Raw genomic sequence first — 18637 nt, 5'->3', positions numbered from 1 at the left:
GCCCGGTTACATTCCGAACCCGGAAGCTAAGCCTCACAGCGCCGATGGTACTGCAGGGGGGACCCTGTGGGAGAGTAGGACGCCGCCGAACAATCATTCCAAAAAGACCCCCTCCGGTTCAGGAGGGGGTCTTTTTGCGTTAACGTCTCCCCACCATGTCCGAGCTCGGTGGAGAGGCACGAACCGTTGCAGAACCTGACGCTTACCTGGCAGTCCGCCGGGGGTACCGCGGCCGTGCTCTACGGGGGCTCGTTCGTGGCGGCCCGGGTGCGGCGGCCCGGTGTCTCGACGGTCCTGCGGGAGGCCGGCACCCTGCTCGCGCTGTTCTCGCTCTGGCAGCTGGTCGGACGCCTCTCGCTGATGAGCACCGAACACGCCCTGGACCGCGCCCGCTGGATCCACGCGACGGAACTGGCGGCCGGGCTGCCGGACGAAGCCTCCTGGCAGTCGGCGGTGACGCCGTACCCGGTGCTGGTGAAGCTCGCGAACTACTACTACGCGTCGATGCACTTCACCGTGATGATCGCGGTGCTGGTCTGGGTCTTCCTCAGACACCGGGAGCGGTACGCCTGGGTGCGGACCACGGTGGTGATCACGACGGCGGTCTGTCTGGCCGTCCAGTTCATCCCGGTGGCGCCGCCCCGGATGCTGCCGGAGAAGGGGTTCGTCGACGTCGCGGCGGAGTACGGGCAGTCGGTGTACGGCGGTGGGGTCGGCGGGCTGGTGCAGGCCGCGCAGCTGTCGGCGATGCCGTCCGTCCATGTGGCGTGGTGCGTGCTGGTGGCGGTCGCGGTGGTGCGGGTCTCGCGGAGCCCGCTGCGCTGGTTGATGGTGCTGCACCCGGTGCTGACGGTCGCGGTCGTGGTGGTGACGGCCAACCACTTCTGGGCGGACGGTCTGGTCGCGGTGGCGATCCTGCTGCTGGCGTACGCGGCGCAGAGCGGCTTCGCGCGCTGGCGGGCCCGGAGCACGGCGGACGTCCGGCCGGAGGCCGGACGGGACCGGGTGGGTGCCCGCGGCTGAGCGGGCGCGCGGCATGCCGGTGGGCCGGGCCCCGTGGGGGGAGGGTCCGGCCCACCGGTGCACCCGCCGTTACTTGACCGGCAGGGCGTCACGGCCCCACGCGCTGTTGGTCAGCGACGCGGTGGCCCAGTACCAGGCCGCCAGCCCGGAGGCTGCGGCGATCCAGCCGGCCGCCTTGGCGAGGCCGCCGGAGGTGTTGAAGGTGGCGATCGCGGAGAGGAACAGCGAGACCGTCAGCAGGCCGTAGACCGCGCGGCTGAGCAGACCGGCGTTCCAGCTGGCCGCGGTCAGGGTGAGTGCGAGCAGGGCCCACAGCAGCAGGAACAGGCCGGCCGCGTTCTTGCCGGCGCCGGAGGCCGTGGACCAGGTGGCCCAGAAGGCGCCGAGGCTGGTGAAGGCCGTCCCGGTGAAGCCCTCGCCGCCGCGGAGCTGCCAGAGGCCGGCGACGAACAGGGTGATGCCGCCGAGGATGTGGGCGAGATGGGCCGAGTTCGCCGCGGCTGTGCCGCTGAACAGGCCGGTCGAGAGAACGCCGTAGGCGAGGAGGGTCAGGCCGAGTGCGAGGTAACCGAGGTTACCCGCGTCGGCGCCGGTGGAGCGGGCGTTCAGTGCCCCGGTAGCTTCATTGCTCACCGGAGGCTCCTTTCACTCATGGGCGCGCGCAAGGGCGCAGTGAACGCGGGATGAGTTTCGATGAGGTGAAGGCGCGCGACCGCGCCGGGTGCGCACGGCTGGAGCGTGCGACGGCTGCGGTCAGAAAGCTGGGCCAGCGAAAGAGCCGCTGGTCACGTCCCCTCCGGGGGATTCCCCGGTGAGATCGGTGTACCCACGGTGAGCGGGCTTGTACCCTTGTGAATCGCACATTTTGTGTCGCCGGCCCGTCGCGGATCGTTCAGGCTGCGACAGCCGGTCGGACAGGCCCGGTCGGGCTCAGGTGGTCCGCTGGGTGGGCACCCGCAGGGTGAGGATGGCCATGTCGTCGGACGGCGGCTCGGGGGCGAAGCGTTCGACCGCCCGCTGCACGCGCAGCGCGACCGCCCCGGCGGTGAGGCCGGTGCAGCCGGTGAGCACCTCGGCGAGACCGTCGTCGCCCAGCATCCGCAGGCCCTCGCGGCGCTCGGTGACGCCGTCGGTGACGCAGAGCAGGACCTCGCCGGGGTGGAGCACCAGGTGCTCGGCGGTGAGGTCGAGTTCGTCCATGACGCCGAGCAGCGGCTGCGGGGTGGCGGCCCGGTCGACCCGGCCGTCGGTGCGCAGCCGCAGGGGCAGCGGATGGCCGGCGCAGACCATGGAGAGTTCGGTGCTGCCGTCGGGGCGGGGGGTCAGCTCGCCGTAGAGCAGGGTGAGGAAGCGGCTGCGCGAACCCTCGTCCAGGATGGCGGTGTTGAGCCGGCTGAGGACCTGCGGGGCGTCCAGGCCCTCGCGGGCGAGCAGTCGCAGCGAGTGCCGGGCGAGGCCGGTCACCGAGGCGGCCTCGGGGCCGGTGCCGCAGACGTCGCCGATGGCGAAGCCGTAGGTGCCCTCGCGGATCGGGAAGAGGTCGTAGAAGTCGCCGCCGACCTCGTTGCCCTCGCCGGCGGCCTGGTAGTAGACGTCCACCTCGACGCCCGGGATGTCGGGCAGGTCCGGCGGCAGCAGGCTGCGCTGCAGGGCCTGGCTGGTGGCCGTGCGCTCGGAGTAGAGCCGGGAGTTGTCCAGGGCGAGGGCGGCCCGGCGGGAGAGGTCCTCGGCGAGTTCCAGGACCTCCTGACGGAACCGGACGCCGGCCGGGGTGCCGAGGGCGAGCAGGCCGATCACCCGGTTGCGGGCGGTCAGTGGCAGGACGACGGTCTCGCCGAGGAGGCCGCCGAGGCCGGGCTCGTCGGCGAAGCCGCTGCCGTCGGCGGTCTCGGTGGGGCCGGCCCAGAAGCGGGCGCCGTGGGTGGGGCCGGTGTCCGGGGCGGCGGTCTTGTCGAGCAGGGCGCGCAGCGGGTCGATCCGGTCCTCGTCCTCGTGCAGGACGAAGGCCAGCGAGGCGGGGGCGCCGTGGTCGCCGTTGGTGTAGACGGCGCACCAGGAGGCGAGGGTGGGGACGGCCATCTGGGCCATCAGGGCGAGGGTCTGCTCGTGTTCGAGGGTGCCGGCCAGCAGGTCGGAGGCTTCGACCAGGAAGGACAGCGAGCCGCGGCGCAGCCGTTCGAGCTCGGTGAGCCGGGTGGACTCGACGGCGAGGGCGAGCCGGTCGGCGGCGGACTGCAGCCGCAGCGCGTCCTCGTTGTCGTAGCGGCCGGGGGCGGCGGTGGCGATGCCGAGCGAGCCGATCAGCCGGCCCTCCACTTTGAGCGGGACGGTGAGCAGGGAGCGCAGCGCGCTGCCGTCCAGGACGCTGCGGCCGGTGGGCCGGGCGGTGAGGTCCTCGTGCACCGAGGGGAGGCGGGGCGAGTCGTAGCGGTTGCCGGTGTCGACCGGGAAGCGGGTGTGCGGCCGGATCGCGGCGGGCAGTCCGGTGGTGGCGCGGAGCTCGAACTCGGTCTCGTCCTCGGTGGTGAGCAGCAGGTAGGCGGCGTCGGCGTCGAGCAGGTCGCGGGCGCGTTCGACGGTGTGCTGCAGCAGGGTGTCGAGGTCCTCGCCGCTGGCGAGGCCGGCCAGCAGGTCGAGCCGGGGTGCCGGTTCGGCGCGGTCGCCGGGCAGGGCGCGGGCGGGGGAGCGCAGGACGGCGCGCTCGTCGTCGAGGACCAGCAGGCAGAGCGTGGACGGGGTGCCGTCGGTGTCGCGCAGGCGGACCTGGACGCCGTAGACGTCGACGGTGGTGCCGTCGGCGCGGCGCAGCGCGTAGCCGCCCTCCCAGCGGGCGAGCCGCAGGGTGGCGGCGAGGCCGAGGCCGGCCTCGGCGGGCTGCGGCCAGACGGCGAGGTCGGCCCAGGGGCGGCCGAGCACGGTGTCGGCGGGGTGCTGGAACAGCGCCTCGGCGTCGGGGTTCCAGGCGAGTACCCGGCCGTCGTCGTCGAGCTGGACGACGGCGACGTGCACCGGGCCGCTGCTGCGGGGCAGTTCGCCGCCGGGGGCGGCGGGCAGCGCGTAGCGGGTGCCGGCGGTGTGCGCGGGCAGGGCGAGCCGGAACCAGACGGTCTTGCGGCCGGAGCCGTACTCGACGCCCCAGCGTTCGGCGAGGGCGGCGCACATCAGCAGGCCCCGGCCGCCCTCGCCGTCGGCGTCGGCGTAGTGGTCGGAGGCGGTGGTGGGGACGTCGGCGAAGGTGGGCAGGCCGCGTTCGGGGTGGTGGTCGGTGACCTCGATCCTGACCGTGCCGTCCTCGCGCAGGCAGCAGACCTCGGCGGCGGTGCCGGCGTGCACGACGGCGTTGGTGACGAGTTCGCTGACCAGGACCACGGCGTCGTCGACGACCTCGGGCAGGCCCCAGCCCAGCAGCGCGTCCCGGACGAAGGCGCGGGCGGCGGAGGCCGACCGGCCCACGGGTTCGAAGGTGGCGGCTGCGCGCGCGGTGACCACGTTGCCACGTCTCCTCTGCTCTGGCCCTGACTGCCCGGGGGTCGGCCTCGACTCCCGGTGCGTGCCGGCGGGTGGCGGCGACGCTGGGGCGGGTCGGTGGCCCGGTGCAGCGCTCCACCCTACTTTCCGCTTGGTTCCCCGTGGGGGCGGGGCGTCGAAACAGGCACCGGAGGGTGATTCTGCCCACCCGTTTCGGACCGGGCGGTACCAACCGAGCGCAACCGGTCTTGTACCGGGCGCGAGTGCTGCCAGACTGGGGGGTCCGCGATGTCCGTTCGGAGCAGTACGGTCGTTGCGGGTTCCGGTGGACCCGAGGGGCCCACCGGGACGTACACCGGGACGGTTCCCGGCGGCGGGCCCCGGCGGGGCGCGGCCGCGGGGGCCCGGACAGTTCACGATCTGGGAGGGGCCCGTTGAGTTCGGCCACCAAGGACGCAACCGGTACGACGCCGCCCGCTCAGCGTGGCGGGCGGTCCGGGGCCGCGCCGCGGAGCGCGGCCGGTCGGCGTGCCAACCACAACCGCGGCGCCGAGCCGGCCGAGCTGCGCAAGCTGCTGGCCGCGCTGACGGCGATGCGGGACGGAAACTTCCGGCGCCGGCTGACGGTGCCCGGGGACGGACCGCTGGCGGAGATCGCCGCGGTGTTCAACGAGGTGGCGGAGCGCAACCAGCACCTGACGGGCGAGCTGGCCCGGGTGCGCCGCGCGGTGGGCCGCGAGGGTCGGCTGAACGAGCGGCTGGAGACCGGGGCCGGCGAGGGCGCCTGGATGGCGGCGGTCGACAACTGCAACGCGCTGATCGACGACCTGGCGCGGCCGATGGCCGAGGTGGGCCGGGTGCTGAGCTCGATCGCCGAGGGCGACCTGGACCAGAAGATGGAGCTGCGCTCGCTGCACAGCAACGGGGTGAGCCACCCGTTGCGCGGCGAGTACCTGAAGATCGGCCGTACCGTCAACGGGCTGGTGGACCAGCTGTCGGAGTTCACCGACGAGGTGACCCGGGTGGCCCGCGAGGTCGGTACCGAGGGCAAGCTGGGCGGCCAGGCGAAGGTCCGCAGCGTCTCCGGCAGCTGGAAGGACCTCGCGGACTCGGTCAACACCATGGCCGGCCGGCTGACGGCGCAGGTGCGCAACATCGCGCAGGTGACGACCGCGGTGGCCAAGGGCGACCTGTCCCGCAAGGTGACGGTCGAAGTGGCCGGCGAGATGCTGGAGCTGAAGAACACCGTCAACACGATGGTGGACCAGCTGAACGGCTTCGCGGCCCAGGTGACCAGCGTGGCCCGGGACGTGGGTACCGAGGGCCGGCTGGGCGGCCAGGCGCAGGTGCCGGGTGTCGCCGGGGTCTGGCGGGACCTCACCGACTCGGTGAACTTCATGGCGGACAATCTGACGGGTCAGGTCCGCAGCATCGCCCAGGTGACCACGGCGGTGGCGCGCGGCGACCTCTCGCAGAAGATCGAGGTGGACGCGCGCGGGGAGATCCTGGAGCTGAAGAACACCATCAACACGATGGTGGACCAGCTCTCGGGCTTCGCCGAGCAGGTGACCCGGGTGGCCCGGCAGGTGGGTACCGAGGGGCGGCTCGGCGGTCAGGCGCAGGTGCCGTGGGCGGCCGGGGTCTGGCGGGACCTCACCGACAACGTCAACTTCATGGCGAACAACCTCACCGACCAGGTGCGGAACATCGCCCAGGTGACCACGGCGGTGGCCCGGGGCGACCTCTCGCAGAAGATCCAGGTGGACGCCCGGGGCGAGATCCTGGAGCTGAAGAACACCATCAACACCATGGTCGACCAGTTGTTCTCGTTCGCGGACGAGGTGACCAGGGTGGCCAGGGACGTCGGCACCGAGGGCATCCTCGGCGGTCAGGCGAGCGTGCCGGGGGTGTCCGGCACCTGGAAGGACCTCACCAACAGCGTCAACCTGATGGCCAACAACCTGACCAGCCAGGTCCGCAACATCGCCGAGGTGACCACCGCGGTGGCCCGCGGGGACGTCTCGAAGAAGATCACCGTCGATGCCCGGGGCGAGATCCTGGAGCTGGTCACCACCGTGAACACCATGGTGGACCAGTTGTCGGCGTTCGCCGACGAGGTGACCCGGGTGGCGCGCGAGGTGGGTACCGAGGGCAACCTCGGCGGACAGGCCCGGGTGCGCGGGGTGTCGGGCATCTGGAAGGACCTGACCGACAACGTCAACTTCATGGCCTCGAACCTCACCAGCCAGGTGCGGAACATCGCCGAGGTGGCGACGGCGGTGGCCTCGGGCGACCTCTCCAAGAAGATCACCATCGAGGCGCAGGGCGAGGTCGCGGCGCTGGCCGGGACGCTCAACACCATGGTCGACCAGCTGTCCGCGTTCGCGGTGGAGGTCACCCGGGTGGCCCGCGAGGTGGGCACCGACGGCATCCTGGGCGGCCAGGCGGGGGTGCCGGGCGTGGCCGGCATCTGGAAGGACCTGACCGACAACGTCAACCTGATGGCGAACAACCTGACCGGTCAGGTGCGGAACATCGCGCTGGTGATCACGGCGGTGGCGCGCGGCGACCTGTCGCAGAAGATCGACGTCGACGCGCGCGGCGAGATCCTGGAGCTCAAGACCAGCATCAACACCATGGTGGACCAGCTGTCGGCGTTCGCCGACGAGGTCACCCGGGTCGCCCGCGAGGTGGGTACCGACGGGCGGCTCGGCGGCCAGGCCCGGGTGCCGGGCGTGGACGGCACCTGGCAGGACCTCACCGAGTCCGTCAACGAGCTGGCGAACAACCTCACCCGGCAGGTGCGCGCGATCGCCCAGGTCGCCACCGCGGTGACCCGGGGCGACCTGTCGCTGCGGATCGACGTGGACGCCGCCGGCGAGCTCGACGAGCTCAAGGACAACATCAACCAGATGATCGCCAACCTGCGCGAGACCACCCGCACCAACCAGGAGCAGGACTGGCTGAAGACCAACCTGGCCCGGATCTCCGGTCTGCTCCAGGGCCGGCGCGATCTGGAGGCGGTGGCCTCGCTGATCATGACCGAGCTCACCCCGGTGGTCTCGGCCCAGCACGGCGCCTTCTTCCTCGCCCAGCCGGCCGGCCGCACCGCCGAGCTGATCACGGAGGACGACGACGAGAACGACACCGTGCTGCGGCTGATCGGCAGCTACGGCTACCAGCGCCGGGCGATGCCGACCACCTTCCACCCCGGTGAGTCGCTGATCGGCCAGGCCGCGGTGGAGAAGCGGGCGATCATCCTCAAGGAGGCGCCGCCCGGGTACCTGAAGATCGCCTCCGGTCTGGGCGAGGCCTCGCCGGCCCACATCGTGGTGCTGCCGGTGCTGTTCGAGGGCCGGCTGCTGGGGGTGATCGAGCTGGCCACCTTCAGCTCCTTCACCACCGTCGCGCTGGACTTCCTCAACCAGATCGCCGACCTCATCGGCGTCACCGTCAACACCATCAGCGTCAACACCAAGACCGAGGGCCTGCTGCTGGAGTCCCAGCGGCTGACTGCGGAACTCTCGATGCGGTCGGCGGAGTTGGAGGCGCGCCAGGAGGAACTGGAGCGCACCAACGAGGAGTTGCAGGAGAAGGCCGAGCAACTCGCTCAGCAGAACCGTGACATCGAGATCAAGAACAGCGAGATCGAGGAGGCGCGGCAGGTGCTGGAGGAGCGCGCCGAACAGCTCGCGCTGGCCTCCCGGTACAAGAGCGAGTTCCTCGCCAACATGTCGCACGAGCTGCGCACCCCGCTGAACTCGCTGCTGATCCTGGCCAAGCTGCTCTCCGACAACAACGAGGGCAACCTCTCGCCCAAGCAGGTCGAGTTCGCCGACACCATTCACGGCGCCGGGTCCGACCTGCTCCAGCTGATCAACGACATCCTCGACCTGTCCAAGGTGGAGGCGGGCAAGATGGACGTCCGGCCGGCCCGGATCGCCCTCGTCCAGCTGGTCGACTACGTCGAGGCGACCTTCCAGCCGGTCGCGCTGGACAAGAACCTGGAGTTCGAGGTGCGGGTCTCGCCGGCCCTGCCGGTCACCCTGCACACCGACGAGCAGCGCCTCCAGCAGGTGCTGCGCAACCTCATCTCCAACGCGGTGAAGTTCACCGACACCGGCGCCGTGGACTTCTCGATCAGCCCGGCCGGCGGGGGCGTGCCGCAGCACGTGCGCGAGCAGCTGCTGGAGGCGGGCGCGATCGAGGGGCCGGACGATCCGCTGATCGCCTTCACCGTGTCGGACACCGGGATCGGCATTCCGGGCGACAAGCTGCGGGAGATCTTCGAGCCGTTCCGGCAGGCCGACGGCACCACCAGCCGCAAGTACGGCGGCACCGGCCTCGGGCTGTCGATCAGCCGGGAGATCGCCCGGCTGCTCGGCGGCGAGATCCACGCCGAGAGCGAGTTGGGCAAGGGCTCGACCTTCACCCTGTACCTGCCGCTGCGCAGCGAGGCCCCGGGCACCGGCGGCCAGGGGCCGGGCGCGCCCGCGCTGCGCGCCTCGGTCGGGGTGACCCCGGTCGGGACGCCGGTGCCGGTGGGGGAGAACCCGGCCGAGCACTGGGCGCAGGAGGTGCGCGAGCTGGTCGAGGTCCGCCGCCGGGGCGCGGTCGAGCGCCGCCGCGGCGCGGCCCTGGACGTGCCGCCCGCCGGGGGCCGGTCCACCCCGGCCCGGCCCGCGGGCCTCCGCCCGGCCGAGGGGCGGGCGGCCGAGGGGCGCACCCTGGAGACCGCCCCGGCGGTCCGGTCCGCCGGCCGCGGCGACATCCGGTTCGACGGCGAGCAGGTGCTGATCGTCGACGACGACGTGCGCAACGTGTTCGCCCTCACCAGCGTGCTGGAGCAGCACGGCCTGACCGTGCTGTACGCGGAGAACGGCCGTGAGGGCATCGAGATGCTGGAGCAGCACGAGAACGTGGCGCTGGTCCTGATGGACATCATGATGCCGGAGATGGACGGCTACGCGACCACCGAGGCGATCCGGCGGATGCCCCAGTTCGCCGGTCTGCCGATCATCGCGCTGACCGCCAAGGCGATGAAGGGCGACAAGGAGAAGTCCCTGGCGGCCGGTGCCACCGACCACATCACCAAGCCGGTGGAGACCGACCACCTGCTGTCGGTGATGCACGAGTGGCTCACCCTCCGGAAGTCCTGAGGGCAGCGTGTCCGGTGCCCACCGGGCCCCGGAGAAGGCCGAGTTCGGCCCGTTCGAATGGCGGGGGCGTGAATCGCGGAGTACGCTCCGGGGTTCACGCCGGTGGGTGGGCGGTTTGCTGGCGGGGAGGGTCGGGAACCGGGTAGGGTCACCGATCGTTGCGAACAGTGACCGAGTGACGACTCGCTGGTGAGCGTACGCCGGTGCACTGGCTGCGCACCGCTCCGGATCCGGACGCGACGGAGCGATGTGCCGGGCGAGGGGGTGCGGCTAGCATGACCGGGGTAGTGGTGGGCAGTACGCGGGTGCCTTCCCCAGGTAGGCAGGCGACAGGAGGGCGCGTCGTAATGCAGAAGGCGAAGATCCTCCTGGTCGACGACCGGCCGGAGAACCTCCTGGCACTGGAGGCGATCCTCTCGGCGCTGGACCAGACGCTGGTACGGGCCGCCTCCGGCGAGGAGGCGCTCAAGGCGTTGCTCACCGACGATTTCGCGGTGATCCTGCTGGACGTCCAGATGCCGGGGATGGACGGCTTCGAGACGGCCGCCCACATCAAGCGCCGCGAGCGCACCCGGGACATCCCGATCATCTTCCTGACCGCGATCAACCACGGGCCGCACCACACCTTCCGCGGCTACGCGGCCGGCGCGGTCGACTACATCTCGAAGCCCTTCGACCCCTGGGTGCTGCGTGCCAAGGTCTCGGTTTTCGTCGATCTCTACATGAAGAACTGCCAGCTGAAGGAGCAGGCGGCGCTGCTGCGGCTGCAGCTGGAGGCGACCGGCGCCGAGCCCGCCATCGGCGGTGCGCTGCTCGGCGAGCTGTCGGCCCGGCTGGCCGCCGTCGAGGAGCAGGCCGAGTCGCTGACCAAGCAGCTGGACGGCACCGAGGACGGCGGGGTGGCGGCCACCGCGGCGCACCTGGAGCGCAAGCTGACCGGGCTCCGGCGGGCGCTGGACGCCCTGCGCCCCGGTACCGACTGAGGCACGCCGGGCCCGGAGCCGAGAGCGGGCCGGAAGGCCCGTCGGTGCTCGCCCGTCCGGGTGAACACGACCGGTGTGACGGTGTGTCGGCGACACGTCCGGGCACCCCGGGCGGACGACATGGGCACAGCTCGCGTGCCCCGGTAGGCTGCTGACCCATGGCCACACGCACGCCCGGAAGCGCGGCACGCAACCCGAGTCCGGGACCGTCCAAGAAGGCCGCGGCGAAGGCTCCGGCCAAGCCGCCCGCGAAGAAGGCGGCCGCCAAGAAGGCAACCCCGGCGAAGAAGGCGGCGGCCAAGCAGGCCCCCCCGCCGCCCCCACCCCGGCCGATACTCTTCCGGGCCGTGCGCGCCGTCTGGCTCGGCGCGGCGCACAGCATCGGCGCGGTCTTCCGCGGCTTCGGCGACGGCGCGAAGAACCTCGACCCGGCGCACCGCAAGGACGGCATCGGCCTGCTGCTGTTCGCGCTGGCCCTGGTGACCGCCGCCGGTACCTGGTTCAGCCCGCAGGGCTGGCTGGGCGAGGCGGCCACCAATGTGGTCTCCGGCCTGTTCGGCCGGCTCGACGCGCTGGTGCCCTTCCTGCTGGCCGCGGTGGCGGTCCGGCTGCTGCGCCACCCCGAGCTGCCGGAGGCCAACGGACGGATCATGATCGGTCTGAGCACCCTGCTGGTCGGGGTGCTCGGTCTGGTCCACATCGGCTGCGGAGCACCCGGGATGGGCAGTGGCGCGACCCGGATAAGGACCGCCGGCGGGATCATCGGCTGGGCCGCGTCCACCCCGATGATGGCCGCTGCCGGGCCGGCCCTCGCGGTGCCGCTGCTCCTGCTGCTCGCCTTCTTCGGCCTGCTGGTCACCACCGCCACCCCGGTCAACCGGATCCCGGAGCGGATCCGCGCGGTCGGCGTCCGGCTCGGCGTGGTCGAGGCCGGTCCGCAGGACACCGGGGCCGAGGGGCGCACGCCGGAGCGCGAGTTCTCCCACGACCCGCCGGAGGACGCCGACCCGTCCGCCCTGCCCTTCACCGTGGACACCGACGGTGAGGACCCGACCGACGAGGTGGCCGCCCGCCGGCGCCGCCGCAGGCGCAGGCCGGAGCCGGCCGAGGCGCCCGCCGACGAGCCGGACATGTTCGCCAAGGAGGCCCTGGACCCCTACGCCACCCGGGACATCGCCGCCGGCGCCGCCGCCGACCTGGACGGCGCGCTGGTCTACGGCGTGCCCGCCTCCTCGGCGGTGGCGGACATGATGCACCAGGTGCAGGACCGCACCGCCCCGCCGGAGGAGCCCGCCGTCCCGGCCGCCAGGACCGGCGGCCCCGGCCCCGGCGCCCCCGAGGAGCACGGCCCGGCACCGGTCCGGACGGAGCAGCTCCAGCTCTCCGAGGGGCTCAGCTACGCGCTGCCCCCGCTCGACCTGCTGGAGCGCGGCGGCCCGGCCAAGGCCCGCAGCGCCCTCAACGACGAGGTGGTGGCCCAGCTCACCGGGACCTTCGGCGAGTTCAAGGTGGACGCCAGGGTGACCGGCTTCACCCGCGGCCCGACGGTCACCCGCTACGAGGTCGAGCTCGGCCCGGCCGTCAAGGTCGAGCGGATCACCGCGCTGGCCAAGAACATCGCCTACGCGGTGGCCAGCCCGGACGTGCGGATCATCAGCCCGATCCCGGGCAAGTCCGCGGTCGGCATCGAGATCCCGAACCGGGACCGGGAGATGGTCAACCTCGGCGACCTGCTGCGCTCGCGCACGGCCGCCGAGGACACCCACCCGATGGTCGTCGGCATGGGCAAGGACGTCGAGGGCCACACCGTGATGGCCAACCTCGCCAAGATGCCGCACATCCTGGTGGCCGGCGCGACCGGCGCGGGCAAGTCGTCCTGCATCAACTGCCTGATCACCTCGATCCTCGCCCGGGCCACCCCGGACGAGGTGCGGATGGTGCTGGTCGACCCCAAGCGGGTCGAGCTGACCGCGTACGAGGGCATCCCGCACCTCATCACGCCGATCATCACCAACCCGAAGAAGGCCGCCGAGGCCCTCCAGTGGGTGGTCCGCGAGATGGACCTGCGCTACGACGACCTCGCGGCGTTCGGTTTCCGCCATGTGGACGACTTCAACGCGGCGGTCCGGGCCGGCACCGTCACCCCGCCGCTCGGCAGCGAGCGCGAGCTGACGCCGTACCCGTACCTGCTGGTGATCGTCGACGAGCTGGCCGACCTGATGATGGTCGCGCCGCGCGACGTCGAGGACTCGGTGGTCCGGATCACCCAGCTCGCCCGCGCGGCCGGCATCCACCTGGTGCTGGCCACCCAGCGGCCCTCGGTGGACGTGGTCACCGGTCTGATCAAGGCCAATGTGCCGTCCCGGCTGGCCTTCGCCACCTCGGCGATGGCCGACTCCCGGGTCATCCTGGACCAGCCCGGCGCGGAGAAGCTGATCGGCAAGGGCGACGCGCTGTTCCTGCCGATGGGGGCGAGCAAGCCGATCCGGATGCAGGGCGCGTTCGTCACCGAGGCCGAGATCGCCGCGGTGGTGAAGCACTGCAAGGAGCAGACCTCGGTCGCATACCGCGCGGACGTGACGGTCGGCGGCGGGCCCAAGAAGGAGATCGACGAGGAGATCGGCGACGACCTGGAGCTGCTGATCCAGGCGGCCGAACTGGTCGTCTCCACCCAGTTCGGCTCCACCTCGATGCTGCAGCGCAAGCTGCGGGTCGGCTTCGCCAAGGCCGGCCGGCTGATGGACCTGATGGAGTCGCGCGGCATCGTGGGGCCGAGCGAGGGCTCCAAGGCCCGCGACGTACTGGTGCAGCCGGACGAGCTGGACGGGGTGATCGTCGCCATCCGCGGCTGACGGCGCCGCGGTGGCCGGAGGGTGCGGTGCCGGGGCGCGGAGGAGTGTTCACCCGTTCGGACCGGGGTAGGCGGCGGGGGCGGAACCGATCGGGTGCGGACGGCGTCCCACGGGCAACGGCCGATGCGCCACCCCGGCAAGGGGGTCCCGGAGACGGCGGCCCCCGTACCGACGGACAGTCAGTGCACGCCCGGCCCCCGGCCGGGGCGGGCGAACGCATTCGGGCCTGTTCCGCTTGAGAAACGATCCGCTCGCGCCCCTAGACTGTTCCCCAGCAGGTGGCCAACCGCTCGAAAGGCGTGCACCGTGACCATCGGCAAGTCCCCCGACCGCGAGAACGCCCCGTCCTCCGCGCTGCCCTCCGGCACCGCGGAACAGACGGCCGATGCGCCGAGCATCGGCCGGGTGCTGTCCGCCGCCCGGATCGACGCCGGGCTCACGGTGGATCAGGTGAGCAGTGCCACCCGCGTGCGGGTGCCGATCGTGCACGCCATCGAGGAGGACGACTTCGGTCGCTGCGGCGGTGACTTCTACGCCCGCGGCCACATCCGGGCGATCGCCCAGCTGGTCCGCGTCGACGGCGAGGCCCTGGTGGCCCGCTACGACGCCGCGCACGGCGGCTCCCCGGCCTCCAAGCGGCCCACCGAGCTGATCGAGAGCGGCCCGATCAAGGTCCCCGGCCGGGGCCGCCCGAACTGGACGGCGGCGATGGTCGCCGCGATCGTCGCGGTCGTCGGAGTGATCGGCTTCAACCTGGTGAGCGGCAAGTCCGGCGTCGGCACCACCGGCTCCGCCAGCGCCCCGCTGCCCTCCGGCTCCGGCACCGGCTCGGTCGCCGCGGTGGCCCCGGCGCCCACCCCGACGGTCCAGCCGCCCGCGCCGGCGCCCAGCGCCGCCGCGATCGCCGCCGCCCCGGCCGACAAGGTCACCGTGAAGCTGGTCGCCGAGAAGGACACCAGCTGGGTCTCGGCGGTGGACGGCACCGGGAAGTCGCTGTTCCAGAACAACATCGGTGAAGGTCAGGACCAGACCTTCACCGACCCCAAGCAGATCAAGCTGGTGATCGGCAACGCCGGCGCCGTGCACGTGTACGTCAACGGCAAGGATCTCGGTCCGGCGGGCAAGAACGGCCAGGTGGTGCACGTCACGTACACCCCCGGAGACCCGCAGGCGGGCTGATGGCGAGGGGCGTCCGACCGGTCGGGAACCCGGCCGGACCCAACGCGTGGCCTCCGGGGCGAACGGCTCCGGCGGCCGCGCGTTAATCTTGGCCCTATGCCTGATCGCCGTACTGTCGCCCTTGTCACGCTCGGATGCGCCCGCAACGAGGTGGACTCCGAGGAACTCGCCGGGCGACTGGAGGCCGACGGCTGGTTGCTCGTGGACGACGCAGCCGAAGCCGACGTCGCCGTCGTCAACACCTGTGGCTTCGTCGAGGCCGCCAAGAAGGACTCCGTCGACGCCCTCCTGGAGGCCAACGACCTCAAGGGTCACGGCCGCACCCAGGCCGTCGTCGCGGTCGGCTGCATGGCCGAGCGCTACGGCAAGGAGCTGGCCGACGCGCTGCCCGAGGCCGACGGTGTGCTCGGCTTCGACGACTACTCGGACATCTCCGACCGCCTGCAGACCATCCTGTCCGGCGGCCACCACGCCCCGCACCTGCCGCGCGACCGCCGCAAGCTGCTCCCGCTGAGCCCCGTCGAGCGCCAGGCCGCCGCGGCCGAGGTGGCCGTGCCCGGTCACGGCGCCCCCGAGGACCTGCCGGACGGCCTCGCGCCCGCCTCCGGGCCGCGCACCCTGCGCAAGCGCCTGGACGACAACCCGGTCGCCTCCGTCAAGCTCGCCTCCGGCTGCGACCGGCGCTGCTCGTTCTGCGCCATCCCGGCCTTCCGGGGCTCGTTCATCTCCCGCCGCCCCTCGGACGTGCTGCACGAGGCCCAGTGGCTCGCCGGGGAGGGCGTCCGCGAGGTCGTCCTGGTCAGCGAGAACAACACCTCGTACGGCAAGGACCTCGGCGACATCCGACTGCTGGAGACCCTGCTCGGCGAGGTCGCCTCGATCGAGGGTGTGGAGCGGGTCCGGGTGTCCTACCTCCAGCCCGCCGAGATGCGCCCCGGGCTGATCGACGCCATGACCGGCACCGCGGACGTGGTGCCCTACTTCGACCTGTCGTTCCAGCACTCCGCCCCGGCCGTGCTGCGGCGGATGCGGCGCTTCGGCTCCACCGACCAGTTCCTGGAACTGCTCGGCTCGATCCGCGGCAAGGCCCCGCAGGCCGGCGCCCGGTCCAACTTCATCGTCGGCTTCCCCGGCGAGACCGAGGCGGACTTCGCCGAGCTGGAGCGCTTCGTGACCCACGCCGGGCTGGACGCGATCGGCGTCTTCGGCTACTCCGACGAGGACGGCACCGAGGCCGCCGGCTACGACGGCAAGCTGCCGGAGGACGTGGTCGCCGACCGCCTGGCCCGGCTCACCCGGCTCGCCGAGGAGATGACCGCCCAGCGCGCCGAGCAGCGGATCGGCACCGAGATCGAGGTGCTGGTCGAGTCGATCGACGGGGACGTGGTCGAGGGCCGAGCCGCCCACCAGGCCCCCGAGACGGACGGCCTCACCACCCTGCTCGGGGTCGAGGACCCCGAGGTCGGGCAGTTCTACCGGGCCCGGGTCGTCGCCAGCGAGGGCGTCGACCTGGTCGCCGAGGCGCTGGAGCAGGTGCGGGTCCGCCGGGCGCCCGGAGTCGGGGCATGACCCAGGGGCCAGGCGCCCCGGCCGCGGCCCACCCGGGCAGACCGGCGGCCGTGGCGCCGCCGGCGCCGGGGATCTGGAACATCGCGAACGTGCTGACCATGGTCCGGCTGCTGCTGGTCCCGGTCTTCGTCACCCTGCTGTTCGCCGACGGCGGGCACGACCCCAAGTGGCGCTCGGTGGCCTGGGCCTCCTTCGCGGTCGCGATGATCACCGATCTGTTCGACGGCGAGCTGGCCCGGCGCAAGGGCCTGGTCACCGACTTCGGCAAGATCGCCGATCCGATCGCGGACAAGACGATCATGGGCGCGGCGCTGATCGGGCTCTCGGTGCTGGGGGACCTCCCCTGGTGGATCACCGTGGTGATCCTGGCCCGCGAGCTCGGCATCACGCTGATGCGGTTCTGGGTGATCCGCTTCGGCGTGATCCCGGCCAGCCGGGGCGGCAAGATCAAGACGCTCACCCAGGGCATCGCGGTCGGCATGTACGTGCTGGAACTGGACGGCTGGCTGGCCACCGCCAGGGCCCTGCTGATGGGGGTCGCGGTACTGCTGACCGTCGGCACCGCGCTGGACTACGTGGGGCAGGCACTGCGGCTGCGCCGGGAGGGTCTGGCCGCACGGCGCACGACCGGGTGAAACCCGGGGCGAAGCGGCTCCCCGGCGGCCCTCCGGGCCCACAATGACGGGTACTCCGGGGTGGGCCCGGGGGAACACGAGGGAGGGACGTCGGGATGAGCGGCGGAGCCGGGGCGGCCTCCGGGTCGACGGATGTCGGACCGGTCGGTTCCGGGCCGGGTGATTTCGGTCTGGCCGCGCGGGTGCACGCCGGGCTGCGGGCGGAGGGCGGCACGGTGGCCGTCGCCGAGTCGCTGACCGGCGGACTGCTGGCGGCCGCGCTGGTGGACGTCCCCGGGGCCTCCGCGACCTTCCGGGGCTCGGTGACCGCGTACGCGACCGAGCTGAAGGCCTCGGTGCTCGGGGTCGACGAGGGACTGCTGGCGGTCCACGGCCCGGTCCACCCCGTGGTGGCCCGGCAGATGGCCGAGGGCGTGCGGAAGCTGCTCGGCGCCACCTACGGGCTCGCGACCACCGGAGTGGCCGGTCCGGAGCCCCAGGACGGGCAGCCGGTCGGCACGGTACACCTCGCGGTGGCCGGCCCGGGGGGAAGTCTGGTCAGTTCGCCCCGGTTGTCGGGGGAGCGTGCCACAATCCGTCACAGGGCGGTGACCGCCGCTCTGGAGCTGCTCGTAGGGCGGCTCCCGTCCGGTACGTCCACGCACTGAGCGTCGTCCGCACTGTCGTCACCGTGCCTCCGACCGTCCACGCACCACCTCCGACCCGGCTCCCGCAGACGGCCGCTCGCAGGATCTCCACCGAACCGAGATCCGCCGAACTGGCGTGCGGGCATCGGACAACTGCAGGATCGTGTTACATCGGAGGCCCTGGTTGGGCAGAAACCAGGTGGCGAACGAGTGGCGCGGCGGTGACCCGGTGCCGCCCGGAGGGTACGACGGGGTGCCCATCGGCCCGGGCGCGACACCGAAACAGGGGAGGGGACAGCCTTGCAGCCCAGAGTGAACACGACCATGGTCCCCGCACGCGAAGCGGGCAAGGCGGTACGGTGGGGGCGTGACATCTCGATCCGCAGTCCGAGGAGGGAGGCACCGATGATCCTGCTCCGTCGCCTACTGGGCGATGTACTGCGTCGGCAGCGCCAGCGCCAGGGCCGCACACTCCGCGAGGTGTCGGCGGCAGCCAGGGTTTCGCTCGGATACCTCTCCGAGGTCGAGCGGGGACAGAAGGAGGCCTCCTCGGAGCTGCTCTCCGCCATCTGCGACGCACTCGACGTCCGGATGTCCGAGGTCATGCGCGAGGTCAGCGACGAACTGTCGCTCGCCGAACTTGCGGCGATGGCCACGCTCTCCGAAGGTGAACTGCTGAGGCCGGTGCTCGAACCGGTACCGCTGCCGGCCCCCGGTGTCGACCGGGCGAACATGTCGCCCAAGGCCGCCGCGATGGACGTGGTCGCCGCCTGACCCGGCCTCGGAGCGGGCCCTCTGCGGCCCGGGTCGAGCGAAGGAGGCGGTCGTGCGGAATGCGGCGGCGATGCGTGCCGGGGCCCGAATACGGCTCCGGCGGGTGCGGTCCGGGCGGCTCCCGGTGCTGCTGGCTCTTCTGACGGTCCTGGCCGTCGGGTCCGGCTGGTGGCTCTCGGCGGGCGGCGGACGGCTGCCCGACGGGGCGATGCTCGGGCTGCTGGCGGCCGGAGGCTGGGGCCTCGGGTTGATCCCGGTCCATGCGGACAGATGGTCCACCGGCCCCTCGCGGCGCCGGACGGCTGAGCCGATCGGACCAGCGGAGGCCGAGTCCCCGATCGGATGAGATCGGGTGGGATCGGCCGAACA

At 72.4% G+C, this 18637-nt stretch carries 11 protein-coding genes and 1 rRNA gene; 10 read left to right on the top strand and 2 right to left on the bottom strand.

What is annotated here, in order from left to right:
- Both rrf and IF01_RS42495 read left to right on the top strand, forming a co-directional pair.
- Positions 1-91: ribosomal RNA gene (gene rrf, locus IF01_RS44415) — 5S ribosomal RNA — on the top strand; the annotation flags it as partial.
- A gap of 95 nt (positions 92-186) precedes the next feature.
- Positions 187-1023, top strand: coding sequence for a phosphatase PAP2 family protein (locus tag IF01_RS42495; protein WP_063764330.1), 837 nt, complete (start codon positions 187-189; stop codon positions 1021-1023).
- A 69-nt stretch (positions 1024-1092) separates the two neighbouring features.
- Here the strand turns inward: IF01_RS42495 and IF01_RS0129830 are convergent, their stop codons facing one another.
- The gene (locus tag IF01_RS0129830; protein ID WP_030396690.1) at positions 1093-1656 is read right to left on the bottom strand and encodes an acetate uptake transporter; all 564 of its coding nucleotides are present in this window, start codon (positions 1654-1656) and stop codon (positions 1093-1095) included.
- Between the two features lie 297 nt (positions 1657-1953).
- Entirely contained in the window at positions 1954-4512 is a 2559-nt protein-coding gene (locus IF01_RS0129825; RefSeq protein WP_030396689.1) for a SpoIIE family protein phosphatase, read from the bottom strand.
- A gap of 413 nt (positions 4513-4925) precedes the next feature.
- Here IF01_RS0129825 and IF01_RS0129820 point away from each other — a divergent pair, with 413 nt between their 5' ends.
- The 8 genes from IF01_RS0129820 to IF01_RS0129785 all read left to right on the top strand — a co-directional run bounded on the left by IF01_RS0129820 (position 4926) and on the right by IF01_RS0129785 (position 18268).
- The gene (locus IF01_RS0129820; protein ID WP_157855382.1) at positions 4926-9650 is read left to right on the top strand and encodes a HAMP domain-containing protein; all 4725 of its coding nucleotides are present in this window, start codon (positions 4926-4928) and stop codon (positions 9648-9650) included.
- A gap of 347 nt (positions 9651-9997) precedes the next feature.
- Positions 9998-10633 (top strand): response regulator, encoded by a 636-nt coding sequence (locus IF01_RS0129815; RefSeq protein ID WP_030396687.1) that lies wholly within the window; start codon positions 9998-10000, stop codon positions 10631-10633.
- A gap of 158 nt (positions 10634-10791) precedes the next feature.
- Entirely contained in the window at positions 10792-13485 is a 2694-nt protein-coding gene (locus tag IF01_RS0129810) for an FtsK/SpoIIIE family DNA translocase (RefSeq protein WP_030396686.1), read from the top strand.
- Between the two features lie 306 nt (positions 13486-13791).
- Entirely contained in the window at positions 13792-14664 is an 873-nt protein-coding gene (locus tag IF01_RS0129805) for a helix-turn-helix domain-containing protein (RefSeq protein ID WP_078880427.1), read from the top strand.
- 96 nt (positions 14665-14760) lie between these two features.
- Positions 14761-16233 carry a 30S ribosomal protein S12 methylthiotransferase RimO gene (rimO, locus tag IF01_RS0129800; protein WP_051742870.1) on the top strand — a complete coding sequence of 491 codons (1473 nt, stop codon included), beginning with the start codon at positions 14761-14763 and terminating at the stop codon, positions 16231-16233.
- A complete protein-coding gene (gene pgsA / locus IF01_RS0129795) occupies positions 16230-16868 on the top strand; it encodes a CDP-diacylglycerol--glycerol-3-phosphate 3-phosphatidyltransferase (RefSeq protein ID WP_030396683.1) in 639 nt (212 codons plus the stop codon). Before rimO ends, pgsA begins: the two co-directional genes overlap by 4 nt.
- A 95-nt stretch (positions 16869-16963) precedes the next feature.
- Positions 16964-17515, top strand: a complete 552-nt coding sequence (locus IF01_RS0129790; protein ID WP_078880426.1) for a CinA family protein — start codon at positions 16964-16966, stop codon at positions 17513-17515.
- Between the two features lie 384 nt (positions 17516-17899).
- Positions 17900-18268 carry a helix-turn-helix domain-containing protein gene (locus tag IF01_RS0129785; protein WP_030396681.1) on the top strand — a complete coding sequence of 123 codons (369 nt, stop codon included), beginning with the start codon at positions 17900-17902 and terminating at the stop codon, positions 18266-18268.
- Positions 18269-18637: the final 369 nt, after the last annotated feature.

This window comes from Kitasatospora purpeofusca (assembly GCF_000718025.1).
Lineage (GTDB): Bacteria > Actinomycetota > Actinomycetes > Streptomycetales > Streptomycetaceae > Kitasatospora > Kitasatospora purpeofusca.
This window is presented reverse-complemented; position numbering and strand designations above follow the sequence as displayed.